Source organism: Mucilaginibacter sp. 320_HR (assembly GCF_059691875.1).
The window spans coordinates 852,803-875,650 of sequence record NZ_JCAWAI010000001.1; the positions used below are offsets into that span (position 1 = coordinate 852,803).

Consider the following 22,848-nt stretch of genomic DNA (forward strand, 5'->3'; position numbering starts at 1 on the left):
GATGTCGGTAATTCTATTCACGCTTATTATTTTAATTGGCTCCTACGTAGCAGGTTTGCTGGGGTCGCTAACCGGGCTTGGTGGAGGGGTGGTGATCATACCGTTGCTTACTCTATTATTGAAGGTTGATATTCATTACGCTATAGGTGCTTCGCTGGTGTCGGTAATTGCAACGTCATCAGGTTCGGCGGCGGCCTATGTTAAAGAGGGGATAACCAATATACGACTGGGCATGTTCCTGGAGATTGCCACTACTATTGGCGCCCTTGCCGGTGCTTTGCTAGCTGTTTATGTACCAACTCAATACATTGCCATTTTATTTGGTGTGATACTTACCTTTTCTGCGATCATGTCGCTCCGTAAAAAAGCGGAAAGCGTTACTGAAAAGCCAAGTTTCCTGGCGGAAAAACTTAAGCTCTATGGCAGTTATCCCGACGGAAGCGGAACTGATGTTAAATATGGTGTAACGCGGGTAGGCGGTGGTTTTTTCATGATGTTGTTTGCCGGCGTAATCTCCGGATTGCTCGGCATCGGGTCGGGCGCGCTAAAGGTAATTGCCATGGATACCATCATGAAAATACCCTTTAAGGTATCTACTACTACCAGCAATTTCATGATAGGTGTAACTGCCGCAGCCAGTGCTGTAGTTTATTTGCAAAGGGGGTACATAGACCCAGGCCTGTCTATGCCGGTAGTTATCGGTGTATTGTTGGGTGCCTTAAGCGGATCAAAAATATTGGTGCATACCAAATCATCAGGCTGGCTACGCTGGGTATTTGCCGTTGTGGTAACCGTATTGGCTGCCCAGATGATGTATAATGGCATAACCGGTAAAATTTAATTCTACACTCGTCTTTACAAATCTTTTTAGTGCGATTTAGTGTGGTTTTTGCTTGCAATTCCACTCATTTGGGTGCTATGCAATAGCAAAGTCGTATACTTGTTTTACATGAAACGCATCTTTGGTAATCTTACCCTCCAGGTACTTCTGGCTATTGTGCTTGGTATACTGGCGGGATTGTTTGTACCTAATATTGGCCCAACAGCACAACTGATCAGTAAAACCTTTATCAGCCTGATTACCATGCTGATTGCGCCTATAATCTTCTTCACCATTGTGCTTGGCATAGCCGGTATGAACGATATGAAAAAGGTAGGCCGTGTAGGTGGTAAGGCGCTGTTGTACTTTGAGTTAGTGACCACCCTTGCACTGGTGATAGGGGTAACTGTTGCAAATATTATCAAACCCGGAGCAAATTTCATAAACACCCACCACACTGTAGATGCCGCAAAGTTGGCCGGCTATGAAAAAGCGGCCGCCGAGATGAAATGGGGCGAGTTTTTCGCCCACATAGTACCTGGTAATCTTTTTAAAGCCTTCGCCGAAGGTGACATCCTGCAAATACTGTTCTTTGCTATTCTATTTGGCTTTGGTTTGAGCAGGATGGGTGCTGCTGGCCAGTCGCTTATCAGTACGTTTGACAAGCTTTCCAAAGTGTTCTTTAACATCATGAAGATAGTCATGCGCGTAGCACCCATCGGCGCTTTCGGAGGCATGGCTTACACCATAAGTACTTACGGATTAGCTACTTTAAAGCCCCTGGCATTATTGATGGCATCAGTTTACCTTACTATGCTGTTGTTCATTTTTGTAGTGCTGAATGTTATCTGCTACCTTTACAAATTAAGTTTATGGTCTTATTTAAAGCATATTAAGGAGGAAATACTTATCGTTTTAGGCACCTCATCATCTGAGTCTGCGCTGCCGGGAATGATGGAAAAACTGGAGAAATTTGGCTGTTCAAGGTCGGTTGTGGGGTTGGTTATACCTGCCGGGTATTCTTTCAACCTGGACGGCACCACCATATATCTGTCTATGTCAACTATATTCCTGGCTCAGGTGTTCAGGATAGACCTTTCTCTCGCACAGCAGCTTACCATAATTGGTATACTTATGGTAACCTCAAAAGGCGCTGCTGGGGTTACCGGGAGCGGTTTTATAGTGCTAACATCAACCCTGGCAGCTATAAAAGTGATACCGGTTGAGGGCGTGGCCATACTTCTCGGCGTGGACCGTTTCATGTCGGAGGCACGGGCAATTACCAATGTTATCGGCAACGGTATTGCGACAATCGTGGTCGCAAAAAGTGAAAATGAGTTTTGCCCACCGGAAATTGCCAAAACCTGAAAAGCCGTTAAATAACGCAGTTTCTAGCTTGTTATACAGACAAAAATCTGCAGAAACCACACTTTTTTTAGGTCTGAAAACGGGAATTCAATCAGTTATTTTTTGTAAAAATATTTTCCTGATTTTTCCCTTTGCCGGAGCGGAATTCTGCCGCGCTTTTGCGTACGTAAAGGATGAGGTCGTAGTCGCTTAGCTTGTCCAGTAGGGCAGATGAAGGCCGGTACCCGGAAAGGAAATTCTCAAGTGAGTCGCCCTGCAGGTTGGTGATGCGGGTCACCATACCCTGATTAAAACGCCTGTCGATATGCCGGGCCTGTTCATCTTTCAGCAAGTGCTTTTGTAACCTGCTTTGCGCAGTTTTATTTTTTGTAAGCGCTCCAAATAAGCTTAGTAGATCAACCGTTGCAAAGGCGAAGGGCACATTGCTGCTTGTAGGCCTTAATACATCCATCAACTTTGGGCCCGCGTAGCCAAATTCTTTTGCAAACTCCTTTCTCAAGCTTACCGAGTCTTTTAAGTAGTTACGCTTTGCCATTATTTTTACTTCGTTCAGGCCAATGGGCTTAGGCTTAAGTTGTATTACCCTCCTGAAACCGCCCCATAGCACGGCTGGTAGATTAAAACTTTCATAACCCATTGTATTTATATGTACTGTATCAGAAAAGTTACGTACTTTGACCGTGAAATTACCGCCTTCGTCTGTGAACTCACCACCCAACGAAGAGGTAACAAAAATATATTTTAGTGGTAAACGTGTTTCCTGGTCAATCAGCCGTCCTGTCAAGGTCTGGCTTTTAACATTCAGGCAAACCGTTAAACATATCAGCACCAACAGGTATTTCATACACTGTAAAATTAACTGCTGGTATGTAAACAACCATTTTGTTTAACATTGTTTAACAAGTTGATAACTTTTGATTGTTGGTAAGAAACAAATACGGCAGATTAGCCGTTTAACATACACCAGCCCCGGTAAACCTATTTATCTGTATATATGAAACCTGTTTCTGCCTTTAAACCAAGGCCAAGATCCCGGCTTTACCGGGTAATGGCAGCACTTTTATTTTTGTCGTTAGCAGGTTTGTTTATCATACCTTTATTGTTGCTGCTGTTGGTAAACGCGCTGGCTGCGCCCATTTCAGTAGCGTTCCCTAACCTTAATGTAAATAAAGAGCACATCCCTGCTTTGAGGCTTAAAATTTAATTTGACTTTAAGGGCAATAACTTTAGCTTTGCCATACAAAAATCAAAAGCCAATGAGCGTTCTCGTAAACAAAGATTCTAAAGTAATAGTACAGGGTTTTACAGGTAACGAGGGTACCTACCACGCTACCCAAATGATAGAATATGGTACACAGCTTGTTGGCGGTGTTACCCCGGGTAAAGGCGGCCAGAAACACCTGGACAGGCCTGTTTTCAACACGGTAAAAGACGCGGTAACTGAGACAGGTGCCGATGTATCTATCATCTTCGTTCCGCCTGCATTTGCTGCAGACGCCATTATGGAAGCCGCTGAAGCCGGCATTAAAGTTATAGTTTGTATTACCGAAGGTATCCCTACAAAGGATATGATACAGGTTAAGGAATACCTTGCCGATAAGGACAGCCGCCTGATAGGCCCTAACTGCCCGGGCATTATTACTGCCGACGAAAGCAAGATTGGTATTATGCCAGGCTTTATCTTCAAAAAAGGTAATGTTGGTGTGGTGTCTAAATCAGGTACGCTTACTTACGAAGCGGTAGACCAGGTGGTAAAAGCCGGTTTAGGAATTACAACTGCTATTGGTATAGGCGGCGACCCAATTATTGGTACGCCAACCAAAGAAGCTGTTAAGCTTTTGATGGAAGATCCGGACACCCACGGTATTATCATGATAGGCGAAATAGGCGGTAACATGGAAGCTGATGCTGCACATTGGATAAAAGAAAATGGCACTAAACCTGTTGTAGGTTTCATTGCCGGCCAAACAGCGCCTCCGGGACGCCGTATGGGCCACGCGGGTGCTATTGTTGGCGGTGCCGATGATACTGCTGCTGCCAAAATGAAGATCATGCGTGAGTGCGGTATCCGCGTAGTAGAATCTCCTGCTGAAATTGGCGCTGCTATGGCAGAAGAATTAGCTAAGTAAACCCCCTAACCCCCTGAAGGGGGAACAGGATAATATATTAGATCCCGATCAAACTGATCGGGATTTTTTATGCCACTAAACCTAGCTTGTTATGGTGAGCCCGTCGAATCATTGGTAATGCGTTCCGGTCTTCGACAAGCTCAGACTGACAAGTGGTGAAGTGTCCGGTGAGCCTATCGAATCATTCAGAATGCTGTCGTTACCAATAGCAAACAATATAACATCAAACCTCCTTTATATACAGAAAGCTAACACAACTTATGCCTTTATCGATAACAGACATTACCGACATCAACAAACTCACCGGTACCACATCTGAAAACTATCGAAACTTTCCACTTACCCATCTTAATGATCATGTGATACGCATGAGCATCATGACGGGCGATTTCTACTGGCATTATCACCCTAATTCCGACGAAACATTCATGGTGGTAGAAGGCACCTTGCTGCTTGACCTGGAGGAAGGCACCTTAGAGCTTGATAAAGGACAAATGGTAACCGTACCCAAAAACATGCTGCACCGCACCAGGGCAGCCAACGGAAGGTCAGTAAACCTTACTGTCGAACTTACTGCGATGGAAACGGTAAGGGTAGATAAAGATTAATCTGCTATATACCGGGCACCAAACATCCGTTTGTTTTCAAATTTTACAAACGTTCATTACAAGTAGTAGGGCGGCTCAGTTAGTTTCTGTTACAGTTTCTTAAAGTAGTCCAATGCGGGGCCTACGCGTTCAAAACCGTGGTCTTTCCTGAACTGGTCTTGTTCTGCTTCTGTCTTGCCCTTCATAGCGCCTGCACTTATGGCCTGAAAGCATTCTTCCATTTTACCTGCGGGTTGAAAAGTGGTGATCATTCTTCCGGTTCCTTCGCCAATCTTAGAAAAAGTATGTGGTACTCCCCGCGGGCCAAATACGCTGTCCCCTGGCTTTGTATTATAAACCGTTTCGCCAACCTTTATTATAAATTCTCCTTCCAGTATATACCACCATTCATCCTGGTTATAGTGCTTGTGCAGGTTTGGGCCGCCTTTTTTTACCCTGGCAGATTCATATACATACAAATCGCCGTCGGTATCTTTGAGGATACCTTGGTGAAAAATGTATCTCCCTCGAACAGGTTAATGGGATGTTCAAATTCGTCTTTGGCGGCATCTACCTTAAAGCCGGTTTTTTGCCTAAACTTTTTAAGTGTGCTGCCAATGCTATAGAACGGTACTGCAGCGCATGCCCCGGCAGTAGCTAACGACCTGATAAATAAATTGCGTTTCATGATTTATGTTTTTATTAACGAAAACAGTTTAGTGTACAGGGTAATTATGCCTGTTTGCCCCGGGGGTGGCGTTAAGAAACACTAATATAAGAAAAAGCCTCGCCATAAACAACTTGATTGCCAATGTAACTACTAAAAAATAAGTCCGCCTACATTAAGTAGCCGGACTTTATTGCGATTTATTTAAATGACCGGCGCTTAGGATAAATTAATTCAGTTCGTCGGCAATAGGGAAGTCAATCGGGATGTCGGTATTACTGTAAACGTAATTGGTGAACGTTCTTAATGTAATAAGGCCTATAAGCTCTATTAACGCTGACTCATTATAGCCGATTGCAAAAAACTGTTCAAGTACGGCAGGCTCTGCTTTTCCCTTGTTTTCGGCAATGGATTGTGCCAGCTGTATAACGGCATCAAGTTTGGCATCACTTGCATGCCCTTTCCTTACGGTGAGCGTTTCATCTTTGTTAAAGCCTCTTAACTGCGCAAGCGTAGTGTGCGCGGCCAAACAATATTTACACAAATTTACCTGCGAAACAACCAGATTAACGGCCTCGCGTTCTTTAGCGGTGAATGCGCTCTGGTTGCTTAAGGTAGCGTCAAAGTCAAGCATGGCCTTAAGTGCGTTGGCCGAGTAGCCGATAGTAGCGTACAGGTTAGGCACCTTGCCCATTTTCTTTTGTATTTGGTCAAACAACAATTGTGATTGGTTACTAACCTGCTCTCTGGCAGGAACGGTTATAGTTTTCATGATATTATTAATTTTAATTGTTAAAGCTTAAGAGTTTTTGCGGCTGAGGTATAGCTGCGCGGACTGGCTCATGGTAATAATTGCGCCGCCAAGTATCACCAGGTCTTTAATAACCAGCCGGCCTTTGGCAGATAGATAAGGAAAGCCCCACTGCGCGTCGGTAAGGTGAGGTACCCAGCTTTCCGGTGTGGTTATCAGAAAGGATAGGGTGCCCAGTGTCATGATAAATACCAGTATACTGCCGGCCATACTTAGTAGTGGTGCCACTTTATGCAGTGCTACCATAATACCTACGGCTATCAGGAATATGCCTAAGCCTGCTGCAAAGCCATAGGTATTGTTTTGGATATGCCACTGATGATTTGCGGGGATAAGTTCGCCTTCTTTATTTTGATGGTGCTTGTATTCGCTGCCGTGATTATAGAAAAAAGACATGGCAGGGCTGTTGGCAATAAAGGGTACAATGCCATCGGCCTCATAGGTGAAAAATTTTAAGACGCCTATCCAAAGGAAAACGATTACTATACCAAAACGAATAACTTTTTTACCAATGCTATCCAACCGGGCTATAAAGGAGATGATCTGAGTTTTCATGCTGTTGTTTTTTTATCAAAACTACAGCAAGGGCCGCCCCTGTAACATGGACGAAAAAGGCTAATGCTTGGACAAATCCGCCACGATAGAGATGCCCGTTTGGTCGCGAAACGACTGCGGAGACACCTTGGTTACTTTTTTAAAGAAACGGCTGAAGTAAAACTCATCCTGGAACTTAAGATTGTGGGCAATTTCCTTAATGCTTTGGCGGGTTAGGTGCAATTGCTTTTTCGCCTCCAGTACCAGGCGCTCCTGAATAAGCTCGCTTGGGCTTTTTTTGAAGTATTTATTGCAGCGCCTTGTAAAGTTATCTGCAGACATATTCAGCAGCGCTGCATAGTCCGACGGTTTGTGTAGTGTGAGGTAATGCTGATCAAGCAGCTGCCGGAACTTTTCCATCTGTTCGTCCGTTTGTGGGCGATCTGTTTGTTCGCTGATTGCTTTTAATTTTATGTTGCTTGATTTAGCCAGCAACAACTGCAGGTAAGAGCGGAGCACAATCTCTGATGGCGACGGCTGGGCGGTTTCTTCCGCTATATCGTTTAATATAGAGGCGAACTGTTCCTGTTCTTTAGCGGTAAGCCTTATAACGGGATCGAGATAGACGTTGTTAAATAACAAACCATTACACGCTACTTCTTTACGGTGATATTCTATACAGTAAAAATCGCTGTGGAACTGCAATGCCGTACATTGCGGCAGGTTGCAGTCGGCTATAAACAAGGTTTGCAGCGGTGTTGCAAATAGCAACACAGGGTTCTTGAAAGGGAATGCACCAAAGTCGGCATGAAATATTCCGCTGCCTTCTTCAATAAAAAAGATGGTATACTCGGGGTACTGCACGGGTGTGCACAGTACCTCTTGCTGCATTTGGCTTATGCCGAGTAAAAACTCTCCGGTAGAAGATTGTATCCTGTTCAAATAGCTTAACTTAAGTGTTAGCTAAACTATAAAGAAATTATGATTAAGTGCAATTCTCTATAAGCGTATGCTGCTACTACAACTTGTAACTTTTTTTGGCGGGGCGGTTTTTATAAATTAGGTTTGGGTACAGCAAACCCCTAGCCGCACATGAGCCATGAACTGATATTAGAGACCATAAACATTACCAAAAATTATTTTGGGGATAAGTCTACCGGGGTAAATAATATCACCATACAGGTGCCTAAAGGCAAGATAACCGCCATTGTGGGCGAAAGCGGCAGCGGCAAAACTACTTTGCTGAAATTGCTGAGCGGCGAAACTAAACCAGATGGCGGTGAGGTATACTACAAAGGCAATCCATTGCCTTTACGCAGCCAGGGGATTAAGCCCGAGCATACCACAATTGCGATGGTGAGCCAGGACAACCGCGAAATGAACCTAAAGCACACGGTGTGGGACAGCGTTTGCGACGGGCTGCACAGCGAAGACCAAAACTACCGTGTACAAAAAGCTACCCAGGCGCTAAACCTGCTGGGTATATATGACCTTAAAGAACAACCCTTTGGTAAACTGAGCGGTGGCGAGAAGCAGCGCGTAACCATTGCCAGGGCGTTGATAAATAAACCTGAGGTTTTAATGCTGGATGAGCCCTTTAACCAGGTAGATGCCAGCTATCGCGAGGACCTTCAGCATGATATGCGCCAGATAGTAAAGGAGTGGGGCATTACCGTTCTGCTGGTATCGCATGACCCGGCCGAACTGCTCTCCATGGCGGATGAACTGATTGTTATAAAAGAAGGGGAGATAGTAGAACACGGTACGCCCGAAAAGTTGTATAACACCCCAAGGCTGTTGTATACTGCAAATATTCTGGTGGCCTGCACCCAACTAAGCGCTGAAGAAGCTACCGTTTGCGGCATCAAATCCAAGCGGGCTACAGTAGTAATCTATGCGGAAGATATTGAAATTGGCGGCGTGGGCCTCCGTAAAAAGTGGACAGTAAAGCAGGTGCTTTTTAAAGGTTTTTACGAAGAACTGGTGATTGAAAAAGATGAGGTTACCTTGCGCGTTTTCAATTACGTGCGCGGCAAGTACAAAGCCGGCGACAAAGTAGCCATAAGGATAGCCAAATACCTCGAATTTGGTAAATGGCTGTCTTAAGTTTATTGTAAGAGCAATTAAATTTTAATCACCTTATTGTTGCTCCCAGTTTTGTGGCTGTCTGGCTTGGGTACATTCTTTACAATATGCACCAGCGCGGTGGCCAGCAAACCTAAAGCTTTTACCCCGAAGGTCACAAACGGCTTCATTACTTCTACTGCATTGTGGGAGGTATGATGCGCGGCTTCGGCTTTGCCGGTGCCAATCTTTTTGTTATCCATACAGATATAAGGGTTAAAAAAGATGATTGTTTGCTTTGGTTAGGCCATGCCCCTTTTCTTGAGGGTAATAACAGTTATCTCAGGCCATATGCCCAGCCTGCCGCTAAAAGCCAGGAACCCAAATCCTCGGTTTACATACAAATGCCTGTTGCCTGTATTAATTAGCCCGGCCCAGTCCAGGTAGCGGTTCTTAACGGGGCTCCATTTTAAACCTGCTGTTTCTATACCAAACTGCGCACCATGTGTGTGTCCCGAAAGCGTAAGGTGAATGTCGGTAGTATGGTAGCGCACCTGCTCTTCCCAGTGCGTTGGGTCGTGAGAGAGGAGAATCTTAAAGGCATCCTTGTCCACACCCTTTAAAGCTTTATTAAGATCACCTACTTTAATAAAATCGCGTCCCCAGTTCTGCACGCCTATAAGCGAGATCTTTTGGCCATTCTTTTCCAGCACAACGTTTTCGTCCAGCATCAGCTTGTAACCAAGTTCGGCGTGGTGTTGCTTTAATTTGTCAAGGTTGGCACGCTTTTCTGCTTCACTGTTCCATTGTATGTAATCGCCGTAGTCATGATTGCCAAGGATAGAGAATTGCCCAAACGGTGCTTTTATCTGCCCGAACCTGTCGATGTACTGTTCTATTTCCCATGCGGCGTTGTTCACCAGGTCGCCGGTAAATACAAACAAGTCCGACTTCTGTGCCTTAGCCAGGTCGATGCCTTTCTGCATGGCATTTACATTATCAAAGCTGCCCGAGTGAATATCTGACAACTGGGTAATAGTAAAGTTGTGAAAAGCCTCAGGCAACTCGTCGTAAACTATGGTTGTGCGGTGTACCTTATAGTCGTACTTTCCACGGAACATAGCGTATAAAAAGCCGGTGAACGGCACAGCTGCTACTAATAAAGCAATTTCGGTAATAAACTTTCTCCGCGCAGGGAAGAAGGGCTCGTTAGTGCCTTCGGGTTTATCATGCATCACATTATCGGTGATGCCGTAAATAAAACGCCCCAAATCTCCCAATGAAATGATGATCAGGAATAAAACCTTTGTGATGAAAAATGTAAGCAGCAGGCTCAGCATCCACTCGTGAAATGGTGTCATGCCCTGGGCTGTACCGTAGCTTTTAAAACCAATCATGAATACTACGGTCACTCCAATGGAAATTACAGCATATCCCCATAAAACGAGTAAGCGCAACGGACGCGACTGCCAGTCGGCAACTAAAGTGCGAAGGCCGTGTATCACGTACCAGTCCATAAGCAGCGTTATTGCCGCTATAATTAAGAATATATTTAGAAAACCGCCTTTATGCATGGTATTTAATACTAATGTGGCAAGATATATAAGTAAACGTAATTGCGGTGTAAAAAAGCAATAAGGCTGCCAGCCTATTATATAGATGAAATTAGTAACGATGTATTTACGTTGAATTTGCCTCGACAAGTTGTACTTTTAGCCACCATTTAAAAACTCCATGAAAATTCCAGTATTAAGTATATCTGCCGTTTTATTGATGTGCGGTGCCGCGCTGGCACAGCAAGGCAGGCAGGACACTATTTATTTTGAGGACTTCAATAAAAGCACCCTCGACCGTACCAAATGGAACGTAGAGGTGACAGGCCATACCGTTAACGACGAGCAGCAGGCGTATATAGATTCGGCCGCCACTATTTACATGGTAGATGGGAAAGCTATTGGCGCCACCCACGGTGCACTGGTGCTTAAACCGGTTTTCAAGCCCGGACATACCAGCAAAGAAGGTAAAAAGTACGACTTCGTTTCGGGCAGGATTAATACCCGCGATAAGATGATGTTTACTTACGGAACATTCTCTGCAAGAATGAAGATAGCCGGTGGCGAAGGTTTATGGCCGGCTTTCTGGGCGCTTGGAAAAGGTAAATGGCCTGATTGCGGCGAGATAGATATTATGGAAACCGTTGGCGACAGCACCTGGACCAGCAACGCGCTGCACGGGCCTGGTTACTTTGGTAACACACCACTTGTATATCGCAATACATTCCCTAAAGGGACAGATGTTACCCAATGGCATGTATATACTGTAGACTGGCGGGAGAGTAGCCTCACTTTTAAGGTTGATGGCAAAGTAACCTATACTGTAACCAGGGCTATGGTAGAGAAATATGGCAAATGGTCGTTTGATAACCCTAAGTTCCTGATCCTGAACTATGCCATTGGCGGCGGGTACCCTGCCGGCGTAAATAAAGTTAAGGAGCCGTATTACGGCTTGTCGCAATCATCCGTAGACAAGATAAAGGCCGGCAAAGCCAACGTTTATGTAGACTGGGTACTGGTAACTAAATAAAAACAAAAAGGCCTTCCGCAATCCGGGAGGCCTTTTTGTTTAAGTGAGACTTTATAAAAAGCCGCTCTATTTAGTATCTCCTAACCACTACGCGTTTAGCGTAAGGGCGATTGTAAACTACATGGCGGCGGTAAGCCGGTCTTTCAACCACTACAGTCCGGCGGTAAGGACGATGGTATACCGGGCGCACTGCAACAGCGCGGCGGTAATAAGGGCGGTGATATACCGGCCGCTCTACTACGACTGTACGGCTGCGTACCGGTGCGCCAATACGGGCATGTACGGCTACTTGGGCTTTAGCGCCTTCTACGGCGAACATGGTTATTATTGCTATTGCAAAAACTTTAAGATATTTCATGGTGTGTGAATTTTAAGTGTTAATAATGATGTTTGTTTAGTATCCATTATGGTAACTATGGTCGCGGTCGTAGTTATTGTTGCGATCATAATTGTGGTTGCGATCCCTGTAGTGGCGGTCGTGATTGTACCTGTATCCGCGGCGACCCTGATTTTCTATCGAACAACCTGTTATAGCTGCGGCACCAAATACCAAAAGTGCCACTAACCTTATTATTTCCTTTTTCATAAGCTTTATAATTTGTGTTGCTTTATAAGTTAAACTTGTGCAGAAAGGCAAAGTTTAATGGCGAGATGTGGTGGTCACATGGTTGTTACAAAACGGCCATCAGGTAAGATCGGAGTAGGTAAGCGCTTAAGTTGTAAATAAGTGCAAGCGCAATTGTTACAAATAAAATTATGTGGTGGCAGTAGCACAATGTATCTTTAGCTGTTACAAAAACCAATTATGCTTAATTTCAATTTTAAAAGCTTACCAGCTAAATCGGTAAAAGCAATTATTACCTGCGCGCTGCTGTGCCTGCCGTTTATAACCCGTGCGCAAGCTACCTTAGATCATACCGCTTTGTGTTCGGCAGATCTTAAAACCAGTAACAAATTCTATACTACTGTGTTGGGGTTAAAGATTATTGCTAACCCGTTTAAAGATACCGTGCATACCTGGTACAGCATTGGCCCCAACTTGCAGATGCATATTATACAAGGCAATTGCCCTAAGGCTGATTACCCCCGTGGCGTGCATTTGTGCTTTAAGGTGCCATCTATTGCTACTTTTATAGATAAGCTTAACGCCATGAAGATAGAGTACAGCAATTGGAAAGGTGAAGTAGGCAAAGTAGAACGTCGTGTGGATGGCGTAAACCAGGTGTACATTCGTGATCCTGACGGCTATTTGATCGAGATCAACGACATGAAATAAATTAGTCGCTAATAATTTTTCTTTTTACTACAACCAGTGAGAGTGCCGCCTGCGTATGTACGGGTATGAAGGGGTACGTAACTATTCCAAAATCTATCTATTGTAAGAAATGCCGCGAGTGCGGTGCCCGGCCTATCATATCAAACGTTGGGCTGGAGGGTTACGTGGTAAAGTGCCCGAATGATGATGCTCATTACACTACTGCGCCGGGTATTATTGATATTGAGGACTGGAATATTCATAACTCCGTTTTGTATGAAAACGATTATGATTTCCACATGATCAACAATAAATGCGGCTAATCGAGCGGTCGTTTCTTTTCAAATTTGTTTTGTAAATTTACTTATAGTTAAACTATTGCTGTTTTAAGCCGTCAGAAACCTGATCACCAATAACAAATTGTTATGAGAGGTTTCTTAAATATGCCGCAGTCGCTTAATTGCAAGGTTTGCAAACATTGCGGAGCAGCGCCAATAATTTTTCTTACAGACCAGGCTTTGTACGTGGTAAAGTGCCCTAACGATGATGGCCATTATCAAACCGTACCCGGAGTAATTGATGTAGAGGACTGGAATTTTCATAATACAGATGTTATGGAGACTGGCCGGATTTAACATGTTGTTAATTCATTTATAAAACAATTTGCCCCGAAAAGTATTCTTGTTCAACTATAAGAATAGCCATACTTAAATTATAAACTTTTTAGCCCATCAATCATGAACAGAACCATCGGAATCGTACTTATTATCCTCGGCATTGTAATGCTGGTTTGGACAGGTTTTACTTACACCAAAAAGGAAAAAATTGTTGATGCCGGGCCAATACAAGTTTCAGCAGATAAACAAAAATCCGTAAACTGGCCACCATACCTTGGCGGGATACTACTTATAGGAGGTATTGCTTTAGTTGCTACTGCAAAAAAGGAATAATTTGCGCGCAGCATTGTTGTATATTGTAGCGACAAACTATTCTGTATGAAAAAGCTGCTTACCTTAATAATTGTGGTACTGGTACAGTTATCCTGCTTCGCAGGTGTTACTATACCTGGTAAGCCTGTGCAGGAACCTGCTTTTATCCTGAAAAACTATGACAACTTTTTTCAGTATGTAAGCAACCACATGAAGCTGTCGCAGGATATTGTTACGTATAACGCAGCCATGAAGCCTATGAGCAAGGGCGACTTTCTCAAAGTGCTCACCACCGGATCATACCTTCCGGTAAGATTGGTTGCTGATGGCAAACAATGGCAGTACAAGCTTTACAAAATGAACGCCGGCCAGGCTAAGGAGATGGGGCAGTACATACACGGTTGGAGTGTGGTATTGTATGATAATTACCGGCGAGAAGGTAAGCAGCTTCCTGATTACAACTTTACCGACATACAGGGGCATAGATACAACGCTGCTACACTTAAAGGTAAAACCCTGGTGATCAATTGCTGGTTTATAGGATGTGCCACCTGTGAAAAGGAAATGCCTGCCCTGAATGAACTGGTGGCCAAATACAAAAATCGAAAGGATGTGGTTTTTGTAGCGCTGGCTCCCGACAGCAAAGCCAAATTGCAGTCATTCTTAAAACGAAAGCCATTTAACTACGCGATAGTGGCAGATCAGCACGCTTACATCAAAAAGAAATTAAATGTAGATGCTTTTCCAACACACTTCATCATCAATAAGCAGGGTAAAATAGTGAGCGTGGTAGATACGCCTGAAGAAGTGATTTACGCGCTGGAGAAGCTATAGGCCAGCCCCCTAACCCCCTGAAGGGAGAACCAGAGTTGTCAAGATGAGCGTAACAACTACTTATGGACAAGGCTAATTGCAAATGCCTGCATTCCCTAACTACAATTACCATATAAGTTGCGATCATTGGATATTCATCCTGAAAATTCTTAAATTCCGGAAATTCTGATTCAGACGATGCGCAAACTTCTCTACCTTCTTCTTTTAACGGCATCCACAGCCTATGCACAATACAAACCTGCAACGTTTACAGATGCGGACAGGCTAAAAAAGATAAAGGCAACTTACCCGGTTATAGACCAGCTATATAAAGATTACGCGGACAAGAACCATTGGCCGGGGCTGGCGTATGGCATTGTGGTCGACGGCAAACTGGTGCACAGCGGCGGCATTGGTTACATCAATATAGATAAGAAGATAACGGCAGATGCCTCTTCTGATTTCCGCATAGCATCTATGACCAAGAGCCTTACCGCAATGGCCATCCTCAAGCTGCGCGATGCCGGAAAGCTAAAGCTTGATGATCCGGCTTACCTGTACATTCCGGAGATGAAAAGGACTAAGTACCTCACGAAAGATGCTACCGCTATTACCATCCGTCAATTGCTTACGCATACTGCAGGCTTCCCGGAAGATAACCCCTGGGGCGACCGCCGGCTTGCCGATACCGATGAGGAGCTTTTAGCTATTTACCGGAAGGGAGTTGCTTTTTCTACCAACCCGGGTACCGGTTACGAATACAGTAACCTTGGTTTTGCCACACTGGGCTACATCATAAAAAAGGTAAGCGGAAAAACGTATCAGCAATTTATCACCGATAATATTCTAAAGCCTTTAGGCATGACGCACACCTACTGGGAATATACCGCCGTACCCGCCAATAAGTTGGCACATGGCTACCGCTGGTTGGATGATAGATGGGTAGAGCAGCCGCTGCTGCACGATGGTTCTTATGGCGCTATGGGTGGGCTAATAACAACTATTGAAGATTTTAGTAAGTACATGGCTGTGCACTTAAATGCATGGCCCGTTCGTGATGATGCCGAAGGTGGCCCGGTAAAGCGGAGTTCCGTACGTGAAATGCAGTACCCCTGGGATATGAATTATTTAACAGCCAACGCTAAAACTCCTACGGGCAGGCCTTGCCCCAATGTTACCGCTTATGCGTATGGTTTAAGGTGGATGAAAGACTGCGATAATCGTATTTACGTGGGGCACACCGGCGGTTTACCCGGCTTTGGCAGCCAATGGAACGTAATGCCCGAGTATGGTGTGGGCGTGGTTGTATTTGCAAACTTAACCTACGCCCGTACTGCCCTGATAAACAATGCCGTGCTGGATACCATGCTGGTACTCTCGGGCATCCGGCCCCGGGTTGTGCCAGCATCGAATATTCTGGAGCAGCGCAAGTTAGAACTACTAAAAGTGATAGCAGACTGGAACACTGCCAAAACAAGCGGCATTTTTGCTGACAACTTTTTTATGGATTACTTTCCGGATAAGCTGAAGATCGCTGCGGATGAAGCTTTCGCCAAGGCCGGGAAGATTATTAGTATCGGCGATGTTGTTGCCGAGAACCAGCTACGTGGATATTTTATTATAAAAGGGGAGAAGGCCAGCATTCGCGTAAGCTTTACCCTCACACCGGAGAACCCGCCCTTAATACAGGAGTATCACTTGGATATCCAAACTCTCTGAAAGGGTAAATTAAGTATACAGCAGAGTGTATTACGCAACCCGATAGCTTAATTCTGTTCCTCTTTAGGGAGCTGGGGGGTTAAGCTACTCCATTCACTTGCAAATCCATCACAGTATTGGTCACCAGGTTTATCTTTATGTTGAAGAAACATGGGCCACCGTCTAGCACCATTATAACGCCTTTGTGCCAGTACCGTTTTTCGTGAGGGGTGCAAAAGCAGTTCACCCAAACGGTTTTCTCGCCTTTGGAGTTAATTACACAAATAATCTGTTTATAGTATTTGTCTGGCTTATAGATAAGGCCGGCCTTTGTTGCTTTACTCCCCGTGTTTTTCAAGAGACGTTCGTTATACTCTGCAACGGTCACCTTAATTATCTTTTCAATTTTTTTGATGTCGTCCTCGGTAGTGTTCGCGGCAGTATACGTACTGTCGAACAGAAAGCTGTCGCGGCCTTTATGAAATTTCAGGATAGCGTACCTGGAGGTATCTATGCTGTTCGTCTTAGTAGCAACAGTTAGTTTACTGGCCTCCGCAGTTGGGGTGCCACACAGCATAAAAAACGTAAGAACAGAAAGCAGATACATTAAAACAGCAGTTTATTATCAAATAGCAATTTAGCTATAAAGTTTTTAATTTCGCTCGGTCAAACCCGTGTAAACATCCCTGTACAAACAAAAAAACCGTGCAATTTGTCGTATATTTATGTGAAAAGGATTGTCAATCAGGTCGCAGTCTAAGGCCAAGTGGTCAATTGATAGAATCATTAACATCATCTAATCAAAAAATAAAAAATGAATTATAATCAGTTAACTCCCGACGAAGAAAGGGTAATACTATACAAAGGTACCGAGCGGCCATTCACCGGCGAACTGTTAAACAATAAAGCGCAGGGTTTATATGTATGCAAGCGCTGTGATGCTCCGCTATACCGCAGCGAAGATAAGTTTGAATCGTTTTGCGGCTGGCCAAGTTTTGACGATGAGATAGAAGGCGCAGTACGTTGGGAAACGGATGCAGACGGCCGCCGTACCGAAATACTTTGCGCCAATTGCGGTGCGCACCTGGGCCATGTTTTCCAGGGCGAGTACATGACACCCAAGAACACCCGCCACTGTGTAAACTCCATCTCGATGAAGTTTGTGCCGGTTGCAGATGCCCAATAATTATTGACGATAAACAGGAATTCCGGTCTTGAAAAAAGATCGGAATTTTTGTTTTCCACAATCTCTCTGCATAACCTTCAAAGCTCCGAAAACCCATTTAAAATCGGGTCTGTTTTTGGCCAAAAACCAGTGTTTACAAGCCGTTCTACAGGTGGTTTTTGTCTGTGAAAAGTAAAGTAAACATCACCTGTATATTAGGTAAATGTTATGTTGTCTTGTTTGTGTTAACACAACTCAATAAATAGTTAAACAGCTGATGTTCATGTGATTGAAACAGCAGCATATTCATCGCTAACTTCCAAATTTATTTTGCTTTGTTTATAACTTACAGGTGATGTTAAAAACTTCAACTAACGTCCTATAAACTCATGCCCTATCTTTGAAGCATAAGTTCTTTCAACGCTATCCGTTTGGCGGCTCTATCTTCGTCAAACAACAAGGAAACACCATGCTGAGCATGGGCTGTGTGTATTAAAATAAAGTTTAATAGCAGGGGATTAGTGAGGATGCTTTTTGGGGCGGGTAATAACGGCTTCGGCCATTTAAAAAACTCGTGAGGCACACTCGTCTGCAAACTTGTGGTACACAGTGCAGCTATAAGCGAAGAGAGAACGGGATAATAAAGCATAAACGACAATAAATTAAAGAGGACGATGCAAGAGGAAACTGAATTACTGCTTAAAGAGAACAAAGACCGCTTTGTTATCCTGCCTATTAAATACCCCGCTATTTGGGAGATGTACAAAAAAGCGGAAGCCAGCTTCTGGACCGCGGAAGAAATAGACCTGTCTGACGACATTAAGCATTGGGAAAGCCTTAACGCAGGCGAAAAGCATTTTATATCGCACATCCTGGCGTTTTTTGCCGCGAGTGATGGTATAGTGAACGAGAACCTTGCCATAAATTTCATGAGCGAGGTGCAGCTGCCGGAAGCACGTTGTTTTTACGGTTTCCAGATCATGATGGAGAATATCCACTCAGAAACCTATGCGCTGTTAATTGATACTTACATTAAAGATCCGGCTGAAAAAGACCGCCTGTTCCATGCTATTGATACCGTGCCTTGTGTAGGTAAAAAGGCCGAGTGGGCACTACGCTGGATAAACAACGGTACTTTTGCCGAGCGTTTAGTAGCATTTGCAGCAGTAGAAGGTATCTTCTTTTCAGGTAGCTTCTGCTCTATATTCTGGCTTAAAAAACGTGGTTTGATGCCGGGCCTTACCTTCAGTAACGAGCTGATCTCCCGTGATGAAGGTTCACACTGCGAATTCGCGTGCCTGCTGTACAAAATGCTGGATAATAAATTGAGCAAAGAAGCAGCTACCAAGATTATTACCGATGCGGTAGAAATAGAAAAAGAATTTGTTAGCGAAGCGCTGCCGGTTAGTTTAATAGGCATGAATGCTAAGCTGATGAGCCAGTATATTGAGTTTGTTGCAGATAGGTGGCTGGGCGAACTTGGTTACGATAAAGTATACAACGCTACAAACCCGTTCGATTTTATGGAGATGATAAGCCTGCAGGGTAAAACCAACTTTTTTGAAAAACGCGTTGGCGATTACCAGAAAAGCGGCGTAATGAATTCACCTGAAACAAAAGCCTTCTCGCTTGACGAGGATTTCTAAACCGATCAAAAGTACCCTAACTATATAACCCTAATTAATTTAATACTGTTGGTTAAAGCTTCCCCACACTTTACACTAACTACTTAACTACCAACAAAAAATGTACGTAATAAAAAGAGACGGCAGAAAAGAAACGGTAAAATTCGACAAGATCACCGCGCGAATTGAAAAACTGTGTTATGGCTTTAACCTGGTGGACCCTATTGATGTGGCCAAAAAGGTTATTGAGGGTTTATTTGATGGTGTAACCACATCAGAGCTGGATAACCTTGCAGCAGAAACAGCGGCATCGTTAACTACCAAGCACCCTGACTATGCTTTGCTGGCATCGCGTATAGCGGTAAGCAACCTGCATAAGAACACCACAAAGTCGTTTTCAGAAACAATGAAACGTATGTACGAGTACGTTGACAAAAAAACAGGCAAAAATGCAGCGTTATTAGCTGATGATGTATACGAGATCATCCGCGATAATGCAGATATACTGGATAGCAGCATTATTTATGACCGCGACTTCGGTTTCGATTACTTCGGTTTCAAGACTCTTGAAAAATCATACCTGCTGAAGATAGACGGTAAAATTGCCGAGCGCCCTCAGCACCTGTTCATGCGTGTATCGGTTGGTATCCACAAGCATGATATCGAGAGCGCTATCAAAACCTACAACCTGATGAGCGAGCGCTGGTTTACACATGCTACACCTACCTTGTTCAACGCAGGTACTCCAAAACCACAAATGTCATCATGCTTCCTGTTAACCATGAAGGACGACAGCATCGAAGGCATCTACGATACCCTTAAGCAAACTGCCAAGATCTCTCAAAGCGCCGGCGGTATCGGCCTCAGCATCCACAATGTGCGTGCAACAGGTTCATACATCAGCGGTACAAACGGTACCAGCAACGGTATCATACCAATGCTGAAGGTGTTTAACGACACTGCCCGTTATGTAGACCAGGGCGGCGGCAAACGTAAAGGCGCTTTCGCTATTTACCTGGAGCCATGGCATGCAGATATCTTCGAGTTCCTTGATCTGCGTAAGAACCACGGTAAAGAAGAAATGCGCGCCCGCGATTTGTTCTATGCACTTTGGGTAAGCGACCTGTTCATGAAACGTGTTGAAGCTAATGAGGACTGGAGCCTGTTCTGCCCGCATGAAGCACCCGGCCTGGCCGACTGCCACAGCGACGAGTTTGAAGCTTTATACACCAAATACGAGCGTGAAGGCCGTGCCCGTAAAACCATTAAAGCACAGGAACTTTGGTTTGCAGTACTGGATAGCCAGGTAGAAACCGGTACACCTTACCTGTTGTACAAGGATGCGGCTAACGCTAAATCTAACCAGCAAAACCTGGGTACTATAAAAAGCTCAAACCTTTGCACCGAGATTATCGAGTACACTTCAGATAAAGAAGTTGCGGTTTGCAATCTGGCATCGCTTGCCTTGCCACGCTACGTGATCAACGGTGAGTTTGACCACCAGAAATTGTACGAAGTAACCTACCAGGCTACTTTGAACCTGAACAAGATCATTGATCATAACTATTATCCGGTAGAAGAGGCACGTTACAGCAACCTGCGCCATCGCCCAATAGGCTTAGGTGTACAGGGTTTAGCCGATGCGTTCATCCTGCTGCGTATGCCATTCGAGAGCGAAGAAGCTAAACAGCTGAACAAAGACATCTTCGAGACCATTTACTTTGCTGCCATGACGGCTTCTAAGGACCTGGCTATAAAAGATGGCGCTTACGAAACCTTTAAAGGATCACCGTTATCAAAAGGCCAGTTCCAGTTTGACCTTTGGAACGTTAAACCGGAAAGCGGCCGTTGGGATTGGGAAAACCTGCGCCTTGATGTAATGAACCATGGTGTGCGTAACTCCCTGCTGGTAGCGCCTATGCCTACCGCGTCAACCTCGCAGATATTGGGTAACAACGAGTGCTTTGAACCATATACCTCAAACATTTACACCCGCCGTGTACTAAGTGGAGAGTTTGTGATCGTGAATAAGCACCTGCTGCGCGATCTGGTTAACCGTAACCTGTGGACGCCTGCCATGAAAGACAGAATCATTTCTGCCAACGGTTCTATCCAGGACATTGCCGAGATACCTGCTGATATTAAAGAGCTGTACAAAACTGTTTGGGAGATCAAGATGCGTAACATCATTGATATGGCTGCAGACAGGGGCGCGTACATTTGCCAGTCGCAATCGCTTAACCTGTTCATCAACTCGCCAAACGCAAGCAAGCTTACCTCAATGCACTTCTACGCATGGAAGAAGGGCCTTAAAACAGGCATGTACTATCTGCGTACACAAGCGGCATCGCAAGCGGTTAAGTTTACGGTTGAGAACCAGGGTGGTAAAAACATGGAAGCCGTTATTCCGGAAGTTGTTGCAGACAACAGCAGCGAGGATGTACCTGCCGGCCCAACCTGCTCAATGGAAGAAGGTTGTGTAACCTGCTCGGCATAACCGGTCTATAGGCAAGATAAGTTAGTACTACATTATACCAGCCCATGAACAATAACTAAAAGGTTACAGTTCATGGGCTGGTATATTGTATAAAATACCTACCTTTAATAAAAGATGATTTTGTAAGACCAAAGTATCTTTTATTACGTATATACATTAAACAATTAAATACCAATATTATGGGCTTAGGAGCACCGGAGATCATACTGATCATACTAGCGATAGTACTACTATTTGGCGGGAAAAAGATCCCGGAACTAATGAAAGGCCTTGGTAAAGGCATGAAAGAATTTAAAGATTCGCAAAACGGCGAGCCGGAAAAACCGGTTGCTGCGAAAACTGAAGTATAACTTACCACAAGACAATAAAAGGCCGGGGAACCACAAGTTCCCCGGCCTTTTACGTTTGTATGATAAGGCTTGCCGTTTTGTTTAAGACCTTTGTACTTGTCAGAGCTGGCCGGTAGCTGATCCGTAATCCGGACTTACTGACTTTACCGACTTGCGGACTACTAACAAATGATAAAACACGAGATCATCCGCTGTGATCGCTGTAATGACAGCTTTGAATGTAAGGCCAACTCTTACACCAAATGCCAGTGCAGCAAAGTGCAGCTAACCATTAACGAAGTGCAGTACGTAAGCGAACTGTATGAAGGCTGCCTGTGTGCAAAATGCCTGTTGGAACTGCAGCAGGAGTATCAGGAGAGCTTGTAGAGTTCCAAAATACTACAGAAAATCCAATCCGTCATTGCGAGGAACGAAGCAATCTCACAACTATGCTTAAACGTCAAATGTCGAACTCATTTTGTCTGTCGTCGTCAACAAAAAATTATTTTTGCTTCCAATATTCCCAATGAGAGAAGAATTTCAGTTACATACACCTGTTGGCGAACTGTTGAGCGGCAGCGTTTTCGTTGCAGATTTCCTGCAAAACATCTTCAATGATAAAGCCAGCGCTAATTACGCCACCCTCACCCGTGCACTAGAGGCTTACCATAACAAAGACGGCGGCTCACCGGTAGTAACCCAGCTGGAGTTGATAGACGCAAAGTTCGATCCTGTAAAGAAGTCCGGCTCTTTTCGCGCGCGGTTCAGCCTGCACTTTCACTATACCTGTTCAGATGTACATAACAACGCCAAAGACACCATTAGCTGGGATTTTAAAGTAGACGAGCAAGCGGCCACTATACACTTCACCGGCGAAGAACCCTGGGTAAGGGATGTTTAATTCTGTCAGACTGAGCTTGTCGAAGACTATACAGCTTTCAATAGTTCGACCGGCTCACCATGACACTGTTGAT

At 44.5% G+C, this 22,848-nt stretch carries 30 protein-coding genes; 19 read left to right on the forward strand and 11 right to left on the reverse strand.

Annotated elements, in window-relative coordinates:
* Position 1: 1 nt before the first annotated feature.
* Together AC59GT_RS03815 and dctA are read left to right on the forward strand one after the other, a co-directional pair.
* The gene (locus AC59GT_RS03815; RefSeq protein WP_497236397.1) at positions 2–841 is read left to right on the forward strand and encodes a sulfite exporter TauE/SafE family protein; all 840 of its coding nucleotides are present in this window, start codon (positions 2–4) and stop codon (positions 839–841) included.
* Positions 842–949: 108 nt separating this feature from the next.
* Entirely contained in the window at positions 950–2,188 is a 1,239-nt protein-coding gene (dctA, locus tag AC59GT_RS03820; RefSeq protein ID WP_497236398.1) for a C4-dicarboxylate transporter DctA, read from the forward strand.
* Between the two features lie 91 nt (positions 2,189–2,279).
* Here dctA and AC59GT_RS03825 read toward each other — a convergent pair whose 3' ends face one another.
* A complete protein-coding gene (locus AC59GT_RS03825) occupies positions 2,280–3,032 on the reverse strand; it encodes a peptidase associated/transthyretin-like domain-containing protein (RefSeq protein ID WP_497236399.1) in 753 nt (250 codons plus the stop codon).
* Positions 3,033–3,182: 150 nt separating this feature from the next.
* Here AC59GT_RS03825 and AC59GT_RS03830 point away from each other — a divergent pair, with 150 nt between their 5' ends.
* The 3 genes from AC59GT_RS03830 to AC59GT_RS03840 all read left to right on the forward strand — a co-directional run bounded on the left by AC59GT_RS03830 (position 3,183) and on the right by AC59GT_RS03840 (position 4,925).
* Positions 3,183–3,392: a hypothetical protein gene (locus tag AC59GT_RS03830; RefSeq protein WP_497236400.1), complete on the forward strand. Its 210-nt coding sequence runs from the start codon at positions 3,183–3,185 to the stop codon at positions 3,390–3,392.
* Positions 3,393–3,444: 52 nt separating this feature from the next.
* A complete protein-coding gene (sucD, locus tag AC59GT_RS03835; RefSeq protein ID WP_117384217.1) occupies positions 3,445–4,317 on the forward strand; it encodes a succinate--CoA ligase subunit alpha in 873 nt (290 codons plus the stop codon).
* A gap of 260 nt (positions 4,318–4,577) precedes the next feature.
* Positions 4,578–4,925 (forward strand): cupin domain-containing protein, encoded by a 348-nt coding sequence (locus AC59GT_RS03840; RefSeq protein ID WP_497236401.1) that lies wholly within the window; start codon positions 4,578–4,580, stop codon positions 4,923–4,925.
* A gap of 89 nt (positions 4,926–5,014) precedes the next feature.
* Here AC59GT_RS03840 and AC59GT_RS03845 read toward each other — a convergent pair whose 3' ends face one another.
* The 5 genes from AC59GT_RS03845 to AC59GT_RS03865 form a co-directional block, all read right to left on the reverse strand.
* Positions 5,015–5,383 carry a cupin domain-containing protein gene (locus AC59GT_RS03845; protein WP_497236402.1) on the reverse strand — a complete coding sequence of 123 codons (369 nt, stop codon included), beginning with the start codon at positions 5,381–5,383 and terminating at the stop codon, positions 5,015–5,017.
* On the reverse strand, positions 5,356–5,592 hold the full coding sequence (locus tag AC59GT_RS03850; protein ID WP_497236403.1) for a hypothetical protein: 237 nt from the start codon (positions 5,590–5,592) through the stop codon (positions 5,356–5,358). The genes AC59GT_RS03845 and AC59GT_RS03850 overlap by 28 nt, the downstream gene beginning before the upstream one ends.
* 208 nt (positions 5,593–5,800) lie before the next feature.
* The gene (locus AC59GT_RS03855; RefSeq protein ID WP_497236404.1) at positions 5,801–6,343 is read right to left on the reverse strand and encodes a carboxymuconolactone decarboxylase family protein; all 543 of its coding nucleotides are present in this window, start codon (positions 6,341–6,343) and stop codon (positions 5,801–5,803) included.
* Positions 6,344–6,370: 27 nt separating this feature from the next.
* Positions 6,371–6,937, reverse strand: a complete 567-nt coding sequence (locus tag AC59GT_RS03860) for a DUF417 family protein (RefSeq protein WP_497236405.1) — start codon at positions 6,935–6,937, stop codon at positions 6,371–6,373.
* Between the two features lie 60 nt (positions 6,938–6,997).
* Entirely contained in the window at positions 6,998–7,858 is an 861-nt protein-coding gene (locus tag AC59GT_RS03865) for a helix-turn-helix domain-containing protein (protein WP_497236406.1), read from the reverse strand.
* A gap of 150 nt (positions 7,859–8,008) precedes the next feature.
* On the opposite strand from AC59GT_RS03865, the gene AC59GT_RS03870 reads away from it, so the two are divergent.
* Positions 8,009–9,022 carry an ABC transporter ATP-binding protein gene (locus AC59GT_RS03870; RefSeq protein WP_497236407.1) on the forward strand — a complete coding sequence of 338 codons (1,014 nt, stop codon included), beginning with the start codon at positions 8,009–8,011 and terminating at the stop codon, positions 9,020–9,022.
* A 17-nt stretch (positions 9,023–9,039) separates the two neighbouring features.
* On the opposite strand, the gene AC59GT_RS03875 is transcribed toward AC59GT_RS03870, so the two are convergent.
* Both AC59GT_RS03875 and AC59GT_RS03880 read right to left on the reverse strand, forming a co-directional pair.
* Complete coding sequence (locus AC59GT_RS03875; protein WP_497236408.1) at positions 9,040–9,243, reverse strand: hypothetical protein; 204 nt, start codon at positions 9,241–9,243, stop codon at positions 9,040–9,042.
* 39 nt (positions 9,244–9,282) lie between these two features.
* Complete coding sequence (locus AC59GT_RS03880; protein WP_497236409.1) at positions 9,283–10,554, reverse strand: metallophosphoesterase; 1,272 nt, start codon at positions 10,552–10,554, stop codon at positions 9,283–9,285.
* Positions 10,555–10,714: 160 nt separating this feature from the next.
* Here AC59GT_RS03880 and AC59GT_RS03885 point away from each other — a divergent pair, with 160 nt between their 5' ends.
* Positions 10,715–11,563 (forward strand): glycoside hydrolase family 16 protein, encoded by an 849-nt coding sequence (locus tag AC59GT_RS03885; RefSeq protein WP_497236410.1) that lies wholly within the window; start codon positions 10,715–10,717, stop codon positions 11,561–11,563.
* A gap of 70 nt (positions 11,564–11,633) precedes the next feature.
* Here AC59GT_RS03885 and AC59GT_RS03890 read toward each other — a convergent pair whose 3' ends face one another.
* Both AC59GT_RS03890 and AC59GT_RS03895 read right to left on the reverse strand, forming a co-directional pair.
* On the reverse strand, positions 11,634–11,921 hold the full coding sequence (locus AC59GT_RS03890; protein ID WP_497236411.1) for a hypothetical protein: 288 nt from the start codon (positions 11,919–11,921) through the stop codon (positions 11,634–11,636).
* Positions 11,922–11,957: 36 nt separating this feature from the next.
* Positions 11,958–12,149 carry a hypothetical protein gene (locus tag AC59GT_RS03895; protein ID WP_497236412.1) on the reverse strand — a complete coding sequence of 64 codons (192 nt, stop codon included), beginning with the start codon at positions 12,147–12,149 and terminating at the stop codon, positions 11,958–11,960.
* 219 nt (positions 12,150–12,368) lie between these two features.
* Here AC59GT_RS03895 and AC59GT_RS03900 point away from each other — a divergent pair, with 219 nt between their 5' ends.
* The 6 genes from AC59GT_RS03900 to AC59GT_RS03925 all read left to right on the forward strand — a co-directional run bounded on the left by AC59GT_RS03900 (position 12,369) and on the right by AC59GT_RS03925 (position 16,279).
* Entirely contained in the window at positions 12,369–12,839 is a 471-nt protein-coding gene (locus AC59GT_RS03900; RefSeq protein WP_497236413.1) for a VOC family protein, read from the forward strand.
* Positions 12,840–12,904: 65 nt separating this feature from the next.
* Positions 12,905–13,141 (forward strand): hypothetical protein, encoded by a 237-nt coding sequence (locus AC59GT_RS03905; protein WP_497236414.1) that lies wholly within the window; start codon positions 12,905–12,907, stop codon positions 13,139–13,141.
* Positions 13,142–13,243: 102 nt separating this feature from the next.
* Positions 13,244–13,453, forward strand: a complete 210-nt coding sequence (locus AC59GT_RS03910; protein WP_497236415.1) for a hypothetical protein — start codon at positions 13,244–13,246, stop codon at positions 13,451–13,453.
* A gap of 102 nt (positions 13,454–13,555) precedes the next feature.
* Entirely contained in the window at positions 13,556–13,768 is a 213-nt protein-coding gene (locus AC59GT_RS03915) for a hypothetical protein (protein WP_497236416.1), read from the forward strand.
* Positions 13,769–13,813: 45 nt separating this feature from the next.
* On the forward strand, positions 13,814–14,581 hold the full coding sequence (locus AC59GT_RS03920; protein ID WP_497236417.1) for a TlpA family protein disulfide reductase: 768 nt from the start codon (positions 13,814–13,816) through the stop codon (positions 14,579–14,581).
* Between the two features lie 177 nt (positions 14,582–14,758).
* The gene (locus AC59GT_RS03925; RefSeq protein ID WP_497236418.1) at positions 14,759–16,279 is read left to right on the forward strand and encodes a serine hydrolase domain-containing protein; all 1,521 of its coding nucleotides are present in this window, start codon (positions 14,759–14,761) and stop codon (positions 16,277–16,279) included.
* 79 nt (positions 16,280–16,358) lie between these two features.
* Here AC59GT_RS03925 and AC59GT_RS03930 read toward each other — a convergent pair whose 3' ends face one another.
* The gene (locus tag AC59GT_RS03930) at positions 16,359–16,865 is read right to left on the reverse strand and encodes a hypothetical protein (protein WP_497236419.1); all 507 of its coding nucleotides are present in this window, start codon (positions 16,863–16,865) and stop codon (positions 16,359–16,361) included.
* Positions 16,866–17,072: 207 nt separating this feature from the next.
* Here AC59GT_RS03930 and AC59GT_RS03935 point away from each other — a divergent pair, with 207 nt between their 5' ends.
* From AC59GT_RS03935 to AC59GT_RS03960, 6 genes are all read left to right on the forward strand, one after another.
* A complete protein-coding gene (locus AC59GT_RS03935) occupies positions 17,073–17,444 on the forward strand; it encodes a methionine-R-sulfoxide reductase (protein ID WP_117384200.1) in 372 nt (123 codons plus the stop codon).
* 653 nt (positions 17,445–18,097) lie between these two features.
* On the forward strand, positions 18,098–19,069 hold the full coding sequence (locus AC59GT_RS03940; protein WP_497236420.1) for a ribonucleoside-diphosphate reductase small subunit: 972 nt from the start codon (positions 18,098–18,100) through the stop codon (positions 19,067–19,069).
* A 100-nt stretch (positions 19,070–19,169) separates the two neighbouring features.
* Complete coding sequence (locus AC59GT_RS03945; protein WP_497236421.1) at positions 19,170–21,545, forward strand: ribonucleoside-diphosphate reductase subunit alpha; 2,376 nt, start codon at positions 19,170–19,172, stop codon at positions 21,543–21,545.
* Between the two features lie 179 nt (positions 21,546–21,724).
* Entirely contained in the window at positions 21,725–21,895 is a 171-nt protein-coding gene (tatA, locus tag AC59GT_RS03950) for a twin-arginine translocase TatA/TatE family subunit (protein WP_117384197.1), read from the forward strand.
* Between the two features lie 168 nt (positions 21,896–22,063).
* Positions 22,064–22,261, forward strand: a complete 198-nt coding sequence (locus AC59GT_RS03955; protein WP_497236422.1) for a cysteine-rich CWC family protein — start codon at positions 22,064–22,066, stop codon at positions 22,259–22,261.
* 139 nt (positions 22,262–22,400) lie between these two features.
* On the forward strand, positions 22,401–22,775 hold the full coding sequence (locus AC59GT_RS03960; protein WP_497236423.1) for a hypothetical protein: 375 nt from the start codon (positions 22,401–22,403) through the stop codon (positions 22,773–22,775).
* Positions 22,776–22,848 lie beyond the last annotated feature (73 nt).

Excerpts from the sequence above, each read along its gene's own strand:
- AC59GT_RS03830 (WP_497236400.1), top strand. The coding sequence starts at position 3,183 with ATGAAACCTGTTTCTGCCTTTAAACCAAGGCCAAGATCCCGGCTTTAC.
- AC59GT_RS03840 (WP_497236401.1), top strand. The coding sequence starts at position 4,578 with ATGCCTTTATCGATAACAGACATTACCGACATCAACAAACTCACCGGT.
- AC59GT_RS03850 (WP_497236403.1), bottom strand. The coding sequence starts at position 5,592 with ATGAAACGCAATTTATTTATCAGGTCGTTAGCTACTGCCGGGGCATGC.
- dctA (WP_497236398.1), top strand. The coding sequence starts at position 950 with ATGAAACGCATCTTTGGTAATCTTACCCTCCAGGTACTTCTGGCTATT.
- AC59GT_RS03920 (WP_497236417.1), top strand. The coding sequence starts at position 13,814 with ATGAAAAAGCTGCTTACCTTAATAATTGTGGTACTGGTACAGTTATCC.
- AC59GT_RS03945 (WP_497236421.1), top strand. The coding sequence starts at position 19,170 with ATGTACGTAATAAAAAGAGACGGCAGAAAAGAAACGGTAAAATTCGAC.
- AC59GT_RS03915 (WP_497236416.1), top strand. The coding sequence starts at position 13,556 with ATGAACAGAACCATCGGAATCGTACTTATTATCCTCGGCATTGTAATG.
- AC59GT_RS03940 (WP_497236420.1), top strand. The coding sequence starts at position 18,098 with ATGCAAGAGGAAACTGAATTACTGCTTAAAGAGAACAAAGACCGCTTT.
- AC59GT_RS03905 (WP_497236414.1), top strand. The coding sequence starts at position 12,905 with ATGAAGGGGTACGTAACTATTCCAAAATCTATCTATTGTAAGAAATGC.
- AC59GT_RS03955 (WP_497236422.1), top strand. The coding sequence starts at position 22,064 with ATGATAAAACACGAGATCATCCGCTGTGATCGCTGTAATGACAGCTTT.
- AC59GT_RS03885 (WP_497236410.1), top strand. The coding sequence starts at position 10,715 with ATGAAAATTCCAGTATTAAGTATATCTGCCGTTTTATTGATGTGCGGT.
- AC59GT_RS03895 (WP_497236412.1), bottom strand. The coding sequence starts at position 12,149 with ATGAAAAAGGAAATAATAAGGTTAGTGGCACTTTTGGTATTTGGTGCC.
- AC59GT_RS03925 (WP_497236418.1), top strand. The coding sequence starts at position 14,759 with ATGCGCAAACTTCTCTACCTTCTTCTTTTAACGGCATCCACAGCCTAT.
- AC59GT_RS03815 (WP_497236397.1), top strand. The coding sequence starts at position 2 with ATGTCGGTAATTCTATTCACGCTTATTATTTTAATTGGCTCCTACGTA.
- AC59GT_RS03960 (WP_497236423.1), top strand. The coding sequence starts at position 22,401 with ATGAGAGAAGAATTTCAGTTACATACACCTGTTGGCGAACTGTTGAGC.
- AC59GT_RS03930 (WP_497236419.1), bottom strand. The coding sequence starts at position 16,865 with ATGTATCTGCTTTCTGTTCTTACGTTTTTTATGCTGTGTGGCACCCCA.
- AC59GT_RS03870 (WP_497236407.1), top strand. The coding sequence starts at position 8,009 with ATGAGCCATGAACTGATATTAGAGACCATAAACATTACCAAAAATTAT.
- AC59GT_RS03860 (WP_497236405.1), bottom strand. The coding sequence starts at position 6,937 with ATGAAAACTCAGATCATCTCCTTTATAGCCCGGTTGGATAGCATTGGT.
- AC59GT_RS03880 (WP_497236409.1), bottom strand. The coding sequence starts at position 10,554 with ATGCATAAAGGCGGTTTTCTAAATATATTCTTAATTATAGCGGCAATA.
- AC59GT_RS03910 (WP_497236415.1), top strand. The coding sequence starts at position 13,244 with ATGAGAGGTTTCTTAAATATGCCGCAGTCGCTTAATTGCAAGGTTTGC.
- AC59GT_RS03825 (WP_497236399.1), bottom strand. The coding sequence starts at position 3,032 with ATGAAATACCTGTTGGTGCTGATATGTTTAACGGTTTGCCTGAATGTT.
- AC59GT_RS03900 (WP_497236413.1), top strand. The coding sequence starts at position 12,369 with ATGCTTAATTTCAATTTTAAAAGCTTACCAGCTAAATCGGTAAAAGCA.
- AC59GT_RS03890 (WP_497236411.1), bottom strand. The coding sequence starts at position 11,921 with ATGAAATATCTTAAAGTTTTTGCAATAGCAATAATAACCATGTTCGCC.
- tatA (WP_117384197.1), top strand. The coding sequence starts at position 21,725 with ATGGGCTTAGGAGCACCGGAGATCATACTGATCATACTAGCGATAGTA.
- sucD (WP_117384217.1), top strand. The coding sequence starts at position 3,445 with ATGAGCGTTCTCGTAAACAAAGATTCTAAAGTAATAGTACAGGGTTTT.
- AC59GT_RS03935 (WP_117384200.1), top strand. The coding sequence starts at position 17,073 with ATGAATTATAATCAGTTAACTCCCGACGAAGAAAGGGTAATACTATAC.
- AC59GT_RS03855 (WP_497236404.1), bottom strand. The coding sequence starts at position 6,343 with ATGAAAACTATAACCGTTCCTGCCAGAGAGCAGGTTAGTAACCAATCA.
- AC59GT_RS03875 (WP_497236408.1), bottom strand. The coding sequence starts at position 9,243 with ATGGATAACAAAAAGATTGGCACCGGCAAAGCCGAAGCCGCGCATCAT.